Genomic DNA, 16,488 nt, shown 5'->3' on the forward strand with positions numbered 1-16,488 from the left:
TTCCATTTATAAGAGGTTTAATTCTTAAAAATATACCCTACTTTTTTTAATTTTTTTTCAAAATATTTTTAATGTGCTGATTTTCAGATAATTTACGAAGTTTGGATAGTGCTTTTTGAAGTACATTTAAAACACTTTGGTAGTTCATATCCATTACTTCCGCAATGTCAGAATTTTTCATGCCACTATAATATTTTAAGTATAAAACCTCTTTTTCTCTAGGAGATAGTTTGTTTATAAGGTTGGCTAGGGTAGTGGTGCAAAGAAATTGTATTTCTTGGTGAATAGATATTTCTTCTGCAGAAAACGTGAAATTAGATTTAAAAAGCTGTGCTTCTGAAATAGGAACGTTATTTTGATTCTTTTGTAATTGCTTTATTAATCTTCTTTTAAAGGATACAAATAAGTATGCTTTTAAATTGTTAATTGAATTTTGTTTGTCTCGATTCTCAAACAACTGGATAAAGAAATTTTGAAGACAATCTTCTGTTAATTCCTGGTTATTGCTCAATTTTAAGCCATACACATATAATTGCGGATAATACTTCTTAAAAAGGAGACTAAAGCCATTGGCTTCGCCCTTTTTAAAGAAATAACATATTGTTTCATCAGAATGAAGTTCCATATATTATTACATGTTGCTGATAGCAAAGTAATAATTATTTCCTAAAATGTGTTAAAAAACTTTAGTTTAACTGTCGTTAAGCTAATAAAATTGCATAATATTTAAATAATCAGTACAAAATCTATCATAAATGTTAGGTAAAATTTTGAATGTAAAATCTACTAGTAAAAACTATATTTGCATCCTTGAAATATTCTAAATTATGAAAGCAGGTATCGTAGGATTGCCAAACGTAGGTAAATCAACACTTTTTAATTGTTTGTCTAATGCTAAAGCGCAAAGCGCAAATTTTCCATTCTGTACTATTGAGCCTAACATTGGCGTGGTTAATGTACCAGATGCAAGATTGAAAAAATTAGAAGAACTGGTAGATCCAGAAAGAGTGCTGCCTGCAACTGTGGAGATTGTTGATATTGCCGGTCTTGTAAAAGGAGCCAGTAAGGGTGAAGGTTTAGGAAATCAGTTTTTAGGAAATATTCGTGAAACAGATGCTATTTTGCATGTGTTGCGTTGTTTTGATAATGACAATATAGTTCACGTTGACGGTAATGTAGATCCAATTAGAGATAAAGAAACTATAGATATGGAGCTTCAGTTGAAAGATTTGGAGACTGTGGAAAAGAAATTGGAAAAAGTAAAAAGAGCTGCCAGAACTGGTAATAAAGATGCTCAAAAGGAAGAAGCTGTATTATTAGCTGTGAAAAACGGGTTAGAAGCAGGTACTTCTGTTAGGGCTATTGAAATAGAAGAGGAGTCTAGACTAGAATTTGTGAAGCCACTTCAGTTTATTACAGATAAACCGGTGATGTATGTTTGTAATGTTGATGAAGATGGCGCTGTTTCCGGTAATGCCTATGTTGAAAAAGTAAAAGAAGCAGTTGCAGCTGAAAATGCAGAGGTTATCTTTTTGGCGGTAGGTACTGAGGCTGATATTACAGAACTAGAGACCTATGATGAGCGCCAAATGTTTTTGGAAGATTTAGGTTTAGAGGAACCAGGTTCTGCTAAACTAATTCGTGGAGCTTATAAATTACTTGATTTGGAAACTTACTTTACTGCTGGTGTTAAAGAAGTTCGTGCTTGGACAATCCCTGTTGGGGCGACAGCTCCGCAAGCTGCGGGAGTTATACATACTGATTTTGAGAAAGGATTTATTCGTGCTGAAGTTATTGCTTATGATGACTACGTTACTTTTGGTAGTGAAGCAAAAGTAAAAGAAGCTGGTAAAATGAGAGTAGAGGGTAAAGAGTATATCGTTAAAGATGGTGATGTAATGCATTTCCGTTTTAACGTTTAATGTTCGTATATAGTCAACCGGTCACGTAGCTGTTTTAATTCTTGCTCTAATCGGTTGACTTTTTTTATCATATGGTTTAAGGTGTCTATGCCTTCCATATTAATGCCAAGGTCTTCCCGTAATCTATATATTCGTTCAATCTCCACTATAAATTGTGGTTCAACGTACATTTTATTTTCAATTTGCTGTACTTCAATCATTTCAAATTCAAGAAGGTCGTCTATGAATTTCATTGGAGTTTGAGTTTGTTGGCAGTATATATCTATTTGTATGTAGTCTTCTGAATTCATATTATCGTAATTCTGAAAGTTGTTTAAATAATTCTTTTTCTTTTTCTGAAAGCTTAGTTGGTGTGATAACCTTGTAGGTGATATATAAATCTCCATGAGCTCCTTTTTTCTTGTAAACTGGCATACCTTTTCCTTTTAGCTTTACTTTAATGTCATTCTGAGTTTCAGGCTTCACTTTTAGTTTTACTTTGCCTGTCAATGTTTCTACCTCAATTAAGCTACCTAAAATTGCATCGTATAATGAGATAGGTTCATTTTTATACAAATCGCTCTTTACTCTTTTGAAGTTGGTGTTGTTATTAATCTCAAAGGTTAAGTAGAGGTCTCCTTTGGGTCCGCCATTTACACCTTCGCCTCCATATCCAGAGATTTTAATGGTTTGCCCATCCTCAACACCTGCCGGTATGGTTATTCTAATTTTTTTAGAGCCTAGGTCTAAAGTTTGCTTTTGGTCTTCAAGAATGTCTAACAGGTTTAATTTTAAAGTTGCATTTAAATCTTGCCCCTTAAACTGACTTGATCTTTGTCTGCCGCCACTGCTAAAACCTCCGCCGGTACCACCAAACATTGATTCAAAGAAATCTGAAAAATCTTCATTTGATCCGCTAGCGCTAGAATAGCTTCTTCTATTTCCGCTAGAAGAACTGCGCTGGTTTCTTTTTGCTTCTTCAAAAGCATCGGCATGTTCCCAGTCTTTACCGTATTGATCGTATTTCTTTCTTTTTTCGGGATCACTTAAAACCTCATTCGCCTCATTAATACGTTGAAATTTTTCCTGTGCAGTTTTGTCATTCGGATTTAAATCTGGATGAAGCTTACGTGCTAATTTTCGATATGCCTTTTTAATATCGGCTTGTGACGCCTTCTTGTCAATTTCAAGAATTTTGTAGTAATCAATAAATTCCATAATTATTAAAAATCTACTTTAAAGGTATAAAAAGAACAATTTTTCGACAATGACTTTTGTCAGTAATTTGTAACTCGTTTATGATAGATTTTAGCTTTATTGATTCTTAGGTTACGGTGATTATGGTAATGGCTATCAACAATAAGCATCAATTTATTGTTAATTACTTTAACAGATAGGTGTTTTATTTTTTGCTGAGTGGTGCTATCTTTAACGCAACTTTCTTAAACTTTCTTAAATGTCTCAAGACACAACTCAATATACTGAAGATAACATACGCTCGCTTGATTGGAAAGAACATATCCGATTACGACCTGGTATGTATATCGGTAAATTAGGAGATGGTTCGTCAGCAGATGATGGCATCTACATTTTATTGAAAGAGGTTATCGATAACTGTATTGATGAGTTCGTTATGGGGGCCGGTAAAACCATTGAAATATCTATTAAGGATAAAGTGGTCAAGGTTAGGGATTATGGTCGTGGTATACCTTTGGGCAAGGTAGTAGATGTTGTTTCTAAAATGAACACTGGTGGTAAGTACGATAGCCGAGCCTTTAAAAAATCTGTGGGTTTAAATGGTGTAGGTACCAAGGCGGTAAATGCATTATCTAGTTTTTTTGAAGTTCAATCTTCAAGAGATAATCAACTAAAAACGGCTCAGTTCAGTTCTGGTAACTTAGAGAAAGAAATTGGTCCTGAGGAAACTGGTAAAAGAAAAGGTACAAAGGTTACTTTTATTCCAGATGATTCTATTTTCAAAAATTACAAATATAGAAATGAGTATGTGGAACGCATGCTTAAAAACTATGTTTACCTTAATCCGGGATTGACCATTGTTTTCAATGGTGAAAAATTTCATTCTGAAAACGGACTTAAGGATCTTCTAGAGGATAATAACAATGTTGAGGATATGCTTTATCCTGTTATTCATTTAAAGGGCGATGATATTGAAGTTGCCATTACACATAGTAGAACACAGTACAGTGAAGAATATCATTCTTTTGTAAACGGTCAGCATACAACACATGGTGGAACGCACCAGGCTGCTTTTAGAGAAGCTATTGTAAAAACTATTCGTGATTTTTATGGCAAATCATATGATGCTTCAGATATTAGAAAATCTATAATCTCCGCAATCTCCATTAAAGTAATGGAGCCTGTTTTTGAAAGTCAGACCAAAACAAAATTAGGATCTACGGAAATGGGAGGTAATTTCCCGACAGTAAGAACCTATATTAATGATTTCGTTGGTAAATATTTAGATAACTACCTTCATAAAAATGCCGATACCGCTGAAAAACTTCAGCGCAAGATTATGATGGCAGAGAAGGAGCGTAAGGAGCTTTCCGGTATTCGAAAATTAGCTCGTGATAGAGCGAAAAAAGCGAGTTTGCACAATAAAAAGCTTCGCGATTGTAGAATTCACTTAGGTGATATAAAGAAAGATAGAAGATTAGAGACTTCTTTGTTTATAACGGAGGGGGACTCAGCATCTGGTTCTATAACAAAATCTAGAGATGTAAATACACAGGCCGTATTTAGTCTTAAGGGTAAGCCATTGAACTCTTACGGTATGTCTAAGAAGATTGTGTATGAAAATGAAGAATTCAATTTGTTGCAGGCCGCATTGAATATAGAGGAGTCTATTGAAGATTTGCGATACAACAATATCATAATTGCAACCGATGCCGATGTAGATGGTATGCATATTCGTTTGCTATTGATTACATTCTTTTTGCAGTTTTTTCCTGAGTTAATAAAAGAGAATCATTTGTACATTCTGCAGACTCCATTATTTAGGGTTAGAAATAAAAAAGAAACTATTTATTGCTATAGTGATGAAGAGCGCCAAATGGCAATAAACAAATTAACCGGTAAACCTGAAATTACTCGATTTAAAGGATTGGGAGAAATATCACCAGATGAGTTTAGGCATTTCATAGGTGACGATATTAGGTTAGAGCCTATTATGCTTGACAAGGCGATGTCCATTGAGGAACTATTAAGTTTCTATATGGGTAAAAATACACCTGACAGACAAAAATTTATTATCAACAACCTTAAAGTTGAAGTAGATTTAATTGAAGATAAAGTAGTATAAACTAGATTAATACGATTGCTTCTGAATGGGAGAAAATGACGATTTGAACGAAGAAATAAACGAAAACCTTTCTGAAGAGAATAATGAACATTCAGATTCCTCTGAAGCACTGACCAGAGTTTCTGGCATGTATAAAGATTGGTTCTTAGATTATGCATCTTATGTGATTTTAGAGCGAGCGGTACCTGCAATAGAGGACGGGTTTAAACCTGTGCAACGCCGTATTATGCATTCTTTAAAGGAGCTAGATGATGGTCGTTATAATAAAGTGGCTAATGTAGTTGGTCATACCATGCAATATCACCCACATGGTGATGCTAGTATAGCAGATGCAATGGTGCAAATTGGACAAAAAGACCTGTTGATAGATACTCAAGGGAACTGGGGTAACATTCTAACAGGTGATAGGGCTGCTGCTTCAAGATATATTGAGGCTAGGCTTTCTAAGTTTGCTTTAGAAGTTATTTTTAGTCCTAAAATTACAGAGTGGCAATCTTCTTATGATGGAAGAAAGAAAGAGCCTGTTAATCTGCCTGTTAAGTTTCCTTTATTGCTGGCTCAAGGTGCTGAAGGTATTGCCGTTGGTTTATCGACAAAAGTACTTGCCCATAACTTTGTAGAGCTTATTGATGCTTCCATAAAACATTTAAAAGGACAGCGATTCAAAATATATCCAGATTTCCCAACTGCTGGTATTATAGATGTTACCAATTATAATGACGGACTCAGGGGTGGTAAAATTAGGGTTCGTGCAAAGATCTCCCAATTAGATAAGAATACGCTAGTAATCAATGAGATACCTTATGGCACTAATACTGGTAGTTTAATTGATTCTATTCTAAAAGCGAATGATAAGGGCAAGATTAAAATCAAAAAAATTGAGGATAATACAGCGGCAGATGTTGAGATATTGATACATCTTCCATCTGGTATTTCACCAGATAGAACCATTGATGCTTTGTACGCTTTTACGTCTTGTGAATCGTCTATTTCTCCTCTTGGCTGTATTATTGAAGATAACAAGCCTTTGTTTATAGGTGTTACCGAAATGCTTAGAAGATCTACGGATTCTACTGTAGATTTATTGAAACAAGAGCTAGAAATTCAATTAAAGGAACTTGAAGAGCAATGGCATTTTGCTTCTTTAGAGCGTATTTTTATTGAAAACCGTATATATCGTGATATTGAAGAGGAGGAAACCTGGGAAGGTGTTATAGATGCTATAGATAAAGGTTTGGCTCTTTTTACAAAACATTTAAAACGTGCCGTAACGGTAGAAGATATTACCAGACTTACGGAAATACGTATTAAAAGAATATCAAAATTTGATTTAGATAAAGCTCAGCAGCATCTAGAGAGTTTGCAAGAGCGTATTGCAGAGGTGAAACATCATTTGGCTAATCTTATTGAATTTGCAATTAATTACTTCCAGAACCTAAAGGAAACTTACGGTAAAGATAGAGGTCGATTAACTGAAATTCGTGTTTTTGATGACATAGAGGCAACTAAGGTTGCTATCAGAAATACAAAGCTTTATGTAAATAGGGAAGAAGGATTTGTTGGTACATCTTTGAAGAAAGATGAATATGTGACCGACTGTAGTGATATTGATGATATTATCATGATAACCAGTTCTGGTAAGATGATGGTGTCAAAAGTAGATTCTAAAATATTTGTTGGCAAGGGAATTATTCATGTTGCAGTATTTAAGAAGAAAGATAAACGTACTACATATAATCTTGTTTATAAAGATGGAAAAGGTGGTCCTACATACATTAAACGTTTTAATGTAACAAGTATCACTAGAGATAGGGAATATGATTTAACAACAGGTAAGGCTGGATCACAAGTATTATATTTCTCTGCTAACCCTAATGGGGAAGCTGAAGTAATCACGGTTTTACTTCGTCAGGTGGGTAGTATTAAGAAGTTGAAATGGGATATTGACTTTTCAGATGTGCTAATTAAGGGTAGGGCGTCTAAAGGGAATATTGTCACCAAGTACTCTGTTAAAAGAATTGAGTTAAAAGAAAAAGGAGTATCTACGCTTAAGCCTAGAAAAATTTGGTTTGATGATGTTGTTCGTAGATTGAACGTAGATGGTAGAGGGGAATTGCTTGGCGAGTTTAAAGGTGATGACTTAATCTTAGTGATCAATCAAAAAGGAGTCGTAAAAACATTTTTACCGGTACTGACTTCTCATTTTGATGATGACATGATAGTGTTGGAGAAATGGATACCTGAAAAGCCTATTTCGGCTATATATTGGGAAGGTGAAAAAGAGCGCTATTATATCAAAAGGTTTTTAATAGAAAACGAAAACAAAGAAGAGCTATTTATCTCTGAGCATCCAAAATCATATTTAGAACTTGTTTCTACAGATTGGAAGCCAATGGTTGAAATTGAATTTCCTAAACCTAGAGGCAAGGAGGCAAAGGAAAATGAATCAGTTGATGTTGAAGGATTTATATCGATTAAAGGAATTAAAGCTTTAGGCAATCAATTCATTACAGAAAAGGTTAAAAATATAAATCTTCTAGACCCTTTACCTTACCAATCAGAAGTTCCTGAGGAAGTAGAAAATATGGAAGTCGTAGATGAAGAGTCTGTTGCGTCTGGTGAAGAAACCGAAAAGTCTAAAGGTGAAGATGGTGCTTCTGCTGATGAACCAACTTTATTTGATTAACCTTTATTATGAAAAAATTTTTCCAAGAGTTCAAGAATTTCGCCATAAAAGGCAATATGATAGATTTGGCTGTAGGTATTATTATTGGTACAGCTTTTAATAAAGTGGTAAGTACAATTGTTTCGGCAATAATAATGCCGCCACTTTCATTATTGACCGATGATGTAAATCTGTCGAATAAAAAATGGGTTCTTCGTGAAGCCTCAGAATCGGTAGAAGAAGTTGCAATTGGTTATGGGGAGCTTATTGAATCTTTAATTGATTTTGGAATTATAGCGTTTACCATATTTGTTATGGTGAAATTTATAAATAGATTTAAAGAGAAGTCCGAAGATCCTGAAAATAAAGAGGTGAAAACTCCTAAAAATATCGCTTTGCTTTCTAGTATGGAAAAACTATTACAAGAACAAAACGCTATACTTAAAAATAAAAACTAAATAATCTGTTTAATTATTGAGAAGTCTTATTGTTAGATAGAATGTTAAGATTAGACAAATTCTAAGAATAATTGGTTTTATAACTACCTTTACAAAAAATAAATTATTTAATGGATTTCACTAACCCTCTGGTGTATGGCGCACCAGCTTTTATTGCCTTTATTTTATTAGAATTAACCTACAGCAAAACTCATGGAGATGATGATCTTTATGACTGGAAAGATTTTGCGGCAAGTAGTGTTATGGGAATTGGATCAGCAATTATTGGTCCTTTGCTTAAAGTAATTTTATTAGTAGTTCTTTTTGAATATGCTTACGAATTGTTTAATCCAATGGTAGATGGTGTAAGAACCAATATTATGGGTTATGAATCTTTTGGGTATGCTTGGTATGTGTGGTTGCTTTGTCAATTGGCAGATGATTTTACCTACTATTGGTTTCATAGGGCTAATCATGAGATTAGAATTTTATGGGCGGCTCATATTGTTCACCATTCATCAGATAACTTTAATTTAGGTACTGCTATCCGTAATGGGTGGTTTACGTTACTTTATAAGCCTTTTTTCTATGTTTGGATGCCAATAATCGGCTTCCCTGTAGAAATGGTGGTTGTTTGTTTGGCTATTGAGTCTTTCTGGCAATTTCAATTGCATTCGCAGTATGTTCCTAAAATGGGATTTATTGAGAAAATATTTAATACTCATACCATGCACCAAGTGCACCACGCACAAAACGTTGAGTATCTGGATAAAAACCACGGCGGATTCTTAAATTTCTTTGATAAAATCTTTGGTACATGGAAAGAGTATGATGAAAATATTGATGTAAAATTTGGTGTAATTCATGCCCCTAACTCTAATAACCCTATAGTTATTCTTACTCACGAGTTTAAGGATATTTGGGCAGACACTAAGAAGTCAAAGAAATTAAGTCATAAATTGATGTACATATTTGGACCTCCAGGGTGGAGTCATGATGGTAGTACCATGACGGTTAAACAGCAACAGCGCTTGTTTAAAGAACAAAAAGAGGCTAATCCGAGTGTTTCCTTTGATAGACCAAATTAGATTAGTCTAATCGAATAAAACTGACTTTAGATTTATTGCTATAGTCAGTTTTGCAAATAAAAAAACCGATTGAGCATTTGCTTGATCGGTTTTTTTATTGGAATTATATTAGAGTGTTAGTCTTCTGTTTCTGTTATAGGTTTCTTGTTCTTTTTCATTCGTAAATCAAAGAACTCTACCATTAGCGAGAATGCTATTGAAAAGTATAAGTAGCCCTTTGGTATTGTGCCAACTTCATTACCAAAAACTATTAAATGGCATAAATGTGCTGATTCTGCAATTAACATGAAGCCAATTAATATTAAAAAAGATAAACCTAGTATTTGTATAGAAGGGTGTCTGTTAACAAACTCACCCACAGGGTTTGCGAACAACATCATAATAACAACAGAGATGACTACTGCAACTATCATTAAAACAAGTGCATCGTTTGGGTTTGGTGAAATTCCGTTAGTCATACCTATTGCAGTAAGTATAGAATCAAATGAAAATACAATATTGATAACTGTTATCTGAAGTATGGCATTGGTCAATGAAGTGGACCTGGCCTTTTTTACCTCCCTTTCGTCGTGACCTCTGTCTTCAACTTTTTCATGTATCTCCTTGGTGCTCTTGTATAGTAGGAATAAGCCGCCTAGAAAGAGTATAATTCCTTGTCCGCTTATTCCACCGGTAATCCATTCACTATCAAATACCCAGAATGGCTTTTTCATTGAAGTGAGGAGGGTTATGCCAAATAATAAAATAATACGCATAACCATTGCCAGTACCAAACCTATATTTGTTGCTTTTTTTCGTTGTGTGGGATCTAATTTACCTGCTGCTATAGAGATGAAAATGATATTGTCAATACCTAAAACAATTTCAAGAAAAGTCAAGGTAAGCAATGCAATCCAGGCGTCTGGATTAGAGAAAATTTCGAACATGGTTAGTTGGTCTTAATTGCGGTTCCGGTTTTTACTATTAATTTTTTGTTAGGGTCCTTTACGGCGCTTTTGTATTGAAAGGTGTATGAGGAATCTGTTGTGCTAATAATTTTATAATGTATGGCTACCTTGCTATTAATATCTTGTAAAACGAATTCGCAATCATTGAACCAGCGAACTGTGGCGCTATCTATTTTGTTTTCATAGTAGTCTACACTGTAATCTTCGGTTCTTGTAAACCTTCCTTCTTTAGTTGTGTAACCAACTTCATATGTAAACTTAAATGAACCGGTCTTGTATTTTTCACAATCACGTTCAGGTTCATAGCATGACCCAAGTATTAGGCATAGTGCCATAGTAGAAATTATATTTTTCATCATACTGCAAAATAATGAAAATAGGAATCAAGTAGATATAAAAAGAGAAGAATAGTGTTTTGTCAAATTCGTCTTAAAATTCGGTATATGTTTTGAAAGTGCCGTCACTATAAAACATAATTATGCGTTCCAAGTTTCTGTCTTTACTTTTTTGTCCTCTTTCTGTTTTGGTTATTTTAGGATAGGAAGTAGGGTTGGTTTTAGTTTTAGGATAGCTTCCTTTACCATATAGTAACCATTGCAAATCAACCTCAGGAAAAGCGTCGTTTACCTTCATGATGAATTCTAAACTAGGTTTGTTTCTTCCGTTTAATAGATGAGAAATACTAGATCGTTGTACATCAATTAAATCTGCAAACGCAGCAGATGAAAGTTCGTTGTGTACTAAAATTGTCTTTAATCTTGTAAGAAAAGAAGAGGGGTCAAGCATGTTTACAAAGTTAATATATTCTTTAATTAAGAATTATTAATTTCAATATTTATTGCTACTATATATTACTTATTTGTTAAATATTTACTTTATATTATTTTATTTAATAACTTGATATATAATTATTTAAACTATCTATATTGTAATTTGTTAAAATTGTAATCAATGAGCCGTAACAATGTTACATCATTAAACAAACTAATGTTTACAATTGTAAACTTTACCTGTAGTATTTTTGTGTTTTATAAAAGATGTTTGACAATGAAAGAATTGATGTATAATCAAATTTGTGTTTCAGAAATTTCTGGACGATATATTAATTACGACCACCTAAATGAATTTTTAGATGCGCTGCCTAATGATTTTAAAATTAAAGTAGAAGGTAAATCTGTACGCAGTGAGTCTATTAAAAGTATTGAGTTTGGAAAAGGATCTCAGCGTATTTTAATGTGGTCTCAAATGCATGGAAATGAATCTACAACTACTAAAGCTGTAATTGACTTATTGAGTTATTTGAAAAATGAAAATTCTGAAGTAAATGAAATTTTGCAAGCATGTACTATAAAAATAATCCCCATTCTTAATCCTGATGGTGCTCGTGTCTATACAAGGGTCAATGCAAATAGAATTGACCTGAATAGAGATGCACAAGAACTAACGCAACCTGAAAGTCGTGTGTTGAAAAGAGTATATGAAGATTTCAAACCTGATTTTTGTTTTAATCTACATGATCAAAGAACTATATTTAATGTAGGCAACACTAATAAACCGGCAACGGTTTCTTTTTTGGCACCAGCTTTTGATGTTGAACGTAACAATTCACCTTCACGTGAAATTAGTATGCAACTGATTGCTGCAATGAATAGTACGTTACAAGATGAAATTCCTGGGCAGATTGGGCGATATGATGATGGGTTCAATGCCAATTGTGTTGGTGACGCATTTCAAATGAAGAAAACGCCAACAATATTATTTGAAGCTGGTCACTTTAAAGATGATTATAATAGAGAGATAACTAGAGGTTATATTTTCAAAGCATTGTTAAAAGCTTTGCAAACTATAACATATAATCAAATTAAGGAATATACGGTAACGGATTATGAAGCTATACCGGAAAATGGAAAACAATATGTAGATATTTTAGTTTTTAATTCAAATTTTGCTGCTAACAAGTTGACAAAGGGCGAGATTGCGGCTATACAATATAAAGAGATATTAAATGAAGGTCAACTTGAGTTTGTGCCAGGTTTGCATATGTTTGAAAAAGAACCCGCAGAGATATTTGGGCATAAAACCTTGAATTGCAATGATGAAACAGATGTAGAATGGCTAAAAAGTCATCATTTGTTGAATCTACTTGTGTGATTTTTGTTATCTAATTTCTTTGAAATAATGAAATTGTTTACGGTTTCATTAAAAAAAATGAAGATTCAATGAGTTTAATGTGATTATTTTTTATTTTTGGCAAAAATTGTACAACTATGGGTAAAGTCAAATTAGACGAAATAGACCACCAAATTCTGGATATGTTGATTGACAACACCAGAACTCCTTTTACTGATATTGCAAAGAAACTTCTTATATCTGCCGGTACGGTACACGTAAGAGTAAAGAAAATGGAAGAAGCAGGGATTATTAAAGGTTCTTCGCTTACTTTAGATTATGTAAAGCTGGGTTATGCTTTTATAGCCTACGTTGGTATTTTTCTTGAAAAAACTCACCAAACAAAATTTGTGTTGGAGCGTTTAAATCAAATACCTAATGTAACCATAGCTCATATAACTACAGGTAAATTCAATATATTCTGTAAAATTAGAGCAAAAGATACTACGCATGCTAAAAACATTATCTTTAAAATTGATGATATAGATGGTATTAGTAGAACAGAAACAATGATTTCATTAGAAGAAAGCTTCAACGATAAAAAACGTTTGATGCATACTATTTTTAATGAGTTATAAATAAGATTAATTAACTAAGTTAAAAAAAAGCCCGGTTATATTTTATGATTGGGCTTTTTTGATTGATAATATTTAAGTTTTTAGAATGACGGTTAAAGATTTACAAGAAGACGAATTACAATATTTTTATAGTGCTTATTTAAAAACTCTTGATGAGCAAGAAGAACTAAAATCTGCTTTATTAAAAGGTAGAAAAAGTATTGAAGACTTAGTGCATGGTTTAACCGATGAACAATTTTTATTAAGCTACGGAGAAGGAAAGTGGACTGTTGCCGAAGTTTTGGTTCATTTAATTGATACGGAACGAGTGTTTCAGTATAGAGCGTTTAGAATATCTAGAAATGACAAAACCCCTTTACCGGGTTTTGATCATGATATCTTTGTTTTAGAGAGTAAAGCTAATCAACGTACAAAGGAAGATATTTTAGCAGAATACCTTTCTGTTCGTGATGCATCCATAAGTTTGTTTGATGCAATGCAAGATGAAAACCTTAGACGTGTAGGTACTGCCAGTGGTATTCCATGGTCAGTTGCTGCTTTGGGCTTAGTAATTAGCGGACATCAAAAACACCACGAAAATATTCTGCAAGAGCGTTACTTTAATTAATCGAGCTCCTCTTCGGTTTCTGTTTCAAAATTAAGATAAAGAGCTTTGGTCATATCTTCTGAATTCATAACTTCTTCCGGAGTTTTTGATTCTAGCTCTTTTTCAATGTTTTCTTCAAAGTTTGCTATGAAGTTAGAAAGGCTTTTGCTTATTTTAACTAGGTATAAAGTGTTGTCGGTTTTAATTTCAACAGCTTCTACAAAATCTCCTTTGATGTTTTTGAATGAAATGATATCTTCATCACCATATCCGTGAGGGTATGTTTCTATTAAAAGGGCAGCTAATTGGTGGTCTAATTTACGGTAATCGATAAGGCGTCTTGTCATAACTATTTTATTTATAGTGAGTTGTAATTATCTATAACTAAACTAGTCATTATACTTACATCTCATATAATAGAGTTGTGAAAGTGCTCTTTTTAGTAGGTGAAGTTTTTAAACTTTGTAGTAAGCGAATGCTTCAGTGAATAATTCAATAGGAATTTCAACATCAACTACTGGTTCACCAATAGCTTTTAAGAGTACAAAGTTTACTTTTCCGTGAGAATTTTTCTTATCGTATTTCATTAACTTTAAAATACTCTCAATATCAATATCCGAAAACTCAACTTTATCATATCTTTCTAAAAAAGTAGATTTAATATCATCTAAAACTTCTTTAGGTAAATTAAGTAGTTTATGAGATAAATATCCTTCTAGAATCATACCTACGGCAATTGCTTCGCCATGCAATAGCATTTCTTTAGCTTCACTCTCTAGAAAGTATGATTCTATGGCGTGACCAAGTGTATGTCCGTAATTTAAAATTTTGCGTATGTTCTGTTCCGTAGGATCTTGTAATACGACTTCATTCTTTATTTGAATTGATGAAAGAATATGATTTTTCATATCCTCTAAACTTTCAGCTTTTTTCAATGCTTCCCAATAGCTGTAATTTTGAATGAGTCCGTGTTTTAGCATTTCGGCAAAACCACTAATTACTTGTCTTTTTTCGAGTGTGTCAAGAAAATTAGGAACTACAAGTACCATTACCGGTTGGTTTATGACGCCTATTTGATTTTTTAAAGTACCAAGGTCTACGCCGGTTTTGCCGCCAACAGAAGCATCAACCATAGATAGTAGGGTAGTGGGTACGTTAATAAAGTCTATGCTTCTTTTAAAAGTTGAAGCTATAAATCCGCCCATATCCGTTAGAACTCCGCCTCCTAAGTTGATCATAACGCTTTTACGGTCGGCTCCTAATTCTGATAAAGCTTCCCAGACACCAACACAGGTTTCAATATTTTTATTAATCTCGCCTGATTCTATTTCAATAATTTCAAATTGATATTCCCCGTTGATTTCTGCCATGAAGTTAGGCAAACAAAGTTCGTGGGTGTTCTCATCAACCAGAATAAAAACTATAGAATATTTTTTATCGGCTAAATGAGCATTTAAAGCTTTAAAAGCTGCTTCATTAAAATGTACTGCGTAAGAATCTGAAATTATAGAATCCATTGAAAATATGGCTTTTTGTGTTTGCAATTCTACCGCAAAATAAAGGTTATTTTTAGTCTTAGGATTATAAATTCTGTGATTATATTTGATCGTTATAGAAATTATAAAGAATGGACCAAATTTTTGAAAATACTGCAACTGCATTTGCCTTAAAAACGGATTCAGAATTAGAAAGAGCTTACTTTCTTTTTAAAATGATTTCCAATGAACCTTTGGTGAAAATGGGTTCTGTGATTACCAATTTTGCATTTAAAGCGCATTTGCCGGTTGAAAGTTTAATTAGAGCTACTGTTTTTGATCATTTCTGTGGTGGGGTAAATGAGCGTGATTGTTTGCCGGTCGTAGATCGTATGTGGGAGAAAGGAGTATGTTCGGTACTTGATTATTCTGTTGAAGGCAAAGAAGAAGAAGATCCATTTGATACGGCTACAGAAATTATTTTGACGATTTTGGATTTTGTAAAAGAGAAAGAGGCTATACCGTATGCTGTTTTTAAACCAACAGGTTTTGGTCGTTTTGCTCTTTATCAAAAAATTAGTGAAAAGAAAACACTAACGGAAGCCGAAGAGGCAGAATGGCAACGTGTGATTAATAGATTTGATAAGGTATGTAAGAAAGCACATGATTTAGAGGTTTCTTTATTAATTGACGGGGAAGAAAGTTGGATGCAAGATGCCGCAGATAATTTGGCTGAAGACATGATGCGTAAGTACAATAAAAAAAAGCGTATTGTTTTTAACACCCTACAAACATATAGATGGGATCGTTTGCAATATTTAAAGTCATTGCATGAACGTGCCATAAATGATGGATTTTTAGTAGGTATGAAAGTTGTGCGTGGTGCTTATATGGAAAAGGAAAATGATCGAGCAAAAGAAAAGGGCTATACTTCTCCAATTTGTAAAACAAAGCAAGAAACTGATGATAATTTTAATGCTACTGTTGCTTATATGATTGATCATTTAGATACACTTTCAATATTTTCGGGTACACACAATGAAGAAAGTTGTTACCGATTAATGCAGCTGATGCAGGATAGAGGGATTGCCAAGAATAATACTCATATTTGGTTTGGGCAGTTGTACGGTATGAGTGATCATATATCTTATAACTTGGCTGCCAATGGATACAATGTAGCTAAATATCTGCCATTTGGACCTGTACGTGATGTTATGCCTTATTTAATTAGAAGAGCTGATGAAAATACATCTGTTGCCGGGCAAACAAGTAGAGAATTATCCTTATTGAAGAAAGAAAGAAAACGTAGAAAAATGTAAT

At 33.5% G+C, this 16,488-nt stretch carries 17 protein-coding genes; 9 read left to right on the forward strand and 8 right to left on the reverse strand.

The features are described 5' to 3' along the window. Window positions 1–46: 46 nt before the first annotated feature. Complete coding sequence (locus ABJI11_RS09625) at window positions 47–625, reverse strand: sigma-70 family RNA polymerase sigma factor (protein ID WP_348351607.1); 579 nt, start codon at window positions 623–625, stop codon at window positions 47–49. 202 nt (window positions 626–827) lie between these two features. On the opposite strand from ABJI11_RS09625, the gene ychF reads away from it, so the two are divergent. Next, entirely contained in the window at window positions 828–1,922 is a 1,095-nt protein-coding gene (gene ychF / locus ABJI11_RS09630; RefSeq protein WP_348351609.1) for a redox-regulated ATPase YchF, read from the forward strand. Here the strand turns inward: ychF and ABJI11_RS09635 are convergent. Together ABJI11_RS09635 and ABJI11_RS09640 are read right to left on the reverse strand one after the other, a co-directional pair. Continuing rightward, complete coding sequence (locus ABJI11_RS09635; protein WP_348351610.1) at window positions 1,919–2,212, reverse strand: chaperone modulator CbpM; 294 nt, start codon at window positions 2,210–2,212, stop codon at window positions 1,919–1,921. The two genes, ychF and ABJI11_RS09635, sit on opposite strands and share 4 nt — an antisense overlap. Before the next feature lies 1 nt (window position 2,213). Beyond that, complete coding sequence (locus ABJI11_RS09640; protein WP_348351611.1) at window positions 2,214–3,119, reverse strand: J domain-containing protein; 906 nt, start codon at window positions 3,117–3,119, stop codon at window positions 2,214–2,216. A gap of 238 nt (window positions 3,120–3,357) precedes the next feature. Between ABJI11_RS09640 and ABJI11_RS09645 the strand changes: the two genes are divergently transcribed. The 4 genes from ABJI11_RS09645 (at window position 3,358) to ABJI11_RS09660 (ending at window position 9,413) form a co-directional block, all read left to right on the forward strand. Next, window positions 3,358–5,223, forward strand: coding sequence for a DNA topoisomerase IV subunit B (locus ABJI11_RS09645; protein ID WP_348351612.1), 1,866 nt, complete (start codon window positions 3,358–3,360; stop codon window positions 5,221–5,223). A gap of 25 nt (window positions 5,224–5,248) precedes the next feature. Beyond that, window positions 5,249–7,909, forward strand: a complete 2,661-nt coding sequence (locus ABJI11_RS09650) for a DNA gyrase/topoisomerase IV subunit A (RefSeq protein ID WP_348351613.1) — start codon at window positions 5,249–5,251, stop codon at window positions 7,907–7,909. Window positions 7,910–7,917: 8 nt separating this feature from the next. Further along, complete coding sequence (gene mscL, locus ABJI11_RS09655; protein ID WP_348351615.1) at window positions 7,918–8,346, forward strand: large-conductance mechanosensitive channel protein MscL; 429 nt, start codon at window positions 7,918–7,920, stop codon at window positions 8,344–8,346. Window positions 8,347–8,456: 110 nt separating this feature from the next. Beyond that, a complete protein-coding gene (locus ABJI11_RS09660) occupies window positions 8,457–9,413 on the forward strand; it encodes a sterol desaturase family protein (RefSeq protein WP_348351617.1) in 957 nt (318 codons plus the stop codon). 116 nt (window positions 9,414–9,529) lie between these two features. Here ABJI11_RS09660 and ABJI11_RS09665 read toward each other — a convergent pair whose 3' ends face one another. The 3 genes from ABJI11_RS09665 to ABJI11_RS09675 all read right to left on the reverse strand — a co-directional run bounded on the left by ABJI11_RS09665 (window position 9,530) and on the right by ABJI11_RS09675 (window position 11,146). Next, window positions 9,530–10,339 carry a TerC family protein gene (locus ABJI11_RS09665; protein WP_348351619.1) on the reverse strand — a complete coding sequence of 270 codons (810 nt, stop codon included), beginning with the start codon at window positions 10,337–10,339 and terminating at the stop codon, window positions 9,530–9,532. Window positions 10,340–10,341: 2 nt separating this feature from the next. Beyond that, complete coding sequence (locus tag ABJI11_RS09670; protein ID WP_348351621.1) at window positions 10,342–10,719, reverse strand: hypothetical protein; 378 nt, start codon at window positions 10,717–10,719, stop codon at window positions 10,342–10,344. A 70-nt stretch (window positions 10,720–10,789) separates the two neighbouring features. Next, complete coding sequence (locus ABJI11_RS09675; protein ID WP_348351623.1) at window positions 10,790–11,146, reverse strand: helix-turn-helix transcriptional regulator; 357 nt, start codon at window positions 11,144–11,146, stop codon at window positions 10,790–10,792. Between the two features lie 261 nt (window positions 11,147–11,407). Between ABJI11_RS09675 and ABJI11_RS09680 the strand changes: the two genes are divergently transcribed. The 3 genes from ABJI11_RS09680 to ABJI11_RS09690 all read left to right on the forward strand — a co-directional run bounded on the left by ABJI11_RS09680 (window position 11,408) and on the right by ABJI11_RS09690 (window position 13,714). Next, window positions 11,408–12,511, forward strand: coding sequence for a M14 metallopeptidase family protein (locus ABJI11_RS09680; RefSeq protein ID WP_348351625.1), 1,104 nt, complete (start codon window positions 11,408–11,410; stop codon window positions 12,509–12,511). Window positions 12,512–12,627: 116 nt separating this feature from the next. Continuing rightward, the gene (locus tag ABJI11_RS09685) at window positions 12,628–13,107 is read left to right on the forward strand and encodes a winged helix-turn-helix transcriptional regulator (protein ID WP_027066901.1); all 480 of its coding nucleotides are present in this window, start codon (window positions 12,628–12,630) and stop codon (window positions 13,105–13,107) included. An 85-nt stretch (window positions 13,108–13,192) separates the two neighbouring features. Next, window positions 13,193–13,714 carry a DinB family protein gene (locus tag ABJI11_RS09690; protein ID WP_348351627.1) on the forward strand — a complete coding sequence of 174 codons (522 nt, stop codon included), beginning with the start codon at window positions 13,193–13,195 and terminating at the stop codon, window positions 13,712–13,714. On the opposite strand, the gene ABJI11_RS09695 is transcribed toward ABJI11_RS09690, so the two are convergent. Further along, complete coding sequence (locus ABJI11_RS09695) at window positions 13,711–14,040, reverse strand: hypothetical protein (protein ID WP_348351629.1); 330 nt, start codon at window positions 14,038–14,040, stop codon at window positions 13,711–13,713. The genes ABJI11_RS09690 and ABJI11_RS09695 overlap by 4 nt on opposite strands. A 108-nt stretch (window positions 14,041–14,148) precedes the next feature. Beyond that, window positions 14,149–15,210 carry a 3-dehydroquinate synthase gene (gene aroB, locus ABJI11_RS09700; protein ID WP_348351631.1) on the reverse strand — a complete coding sequence of 354 codons (1,062 nt, stop codon included), beginning with the start codon at window positions 15,208–15,210 and terminating at the stop codon, window positions 14,149–14,151. 110 nt (window positions 15,211–15,320) lie between these two features. Between aroB and ABJI11_RS09705 the strand changes: the two genes are divergently transcribed. After that, complete coding sequence (locus ABJI11_RS09705; protein ID WP_348351633.1) at window positions 15,321–16,487, forward strand: proline dehydrogenase family protein; 1,167 nt, start codon at window positions 15,321–15,323, stop codon at window positions 16,485–16,487. The last annotated feature ends 1 nt before the right edge of the window (window position 16,488 follow it).

The sequence above is a fragment of the Maribacter sp. genome (assembly GCF_039968975.1).
In the GTDB taxonomy this organism is placed as follows: domain Bacteria; phylum Bacteroidota; class Bacteroidia; order Flavobacteriales; family Flavobacteriaceae; genus Maribacter.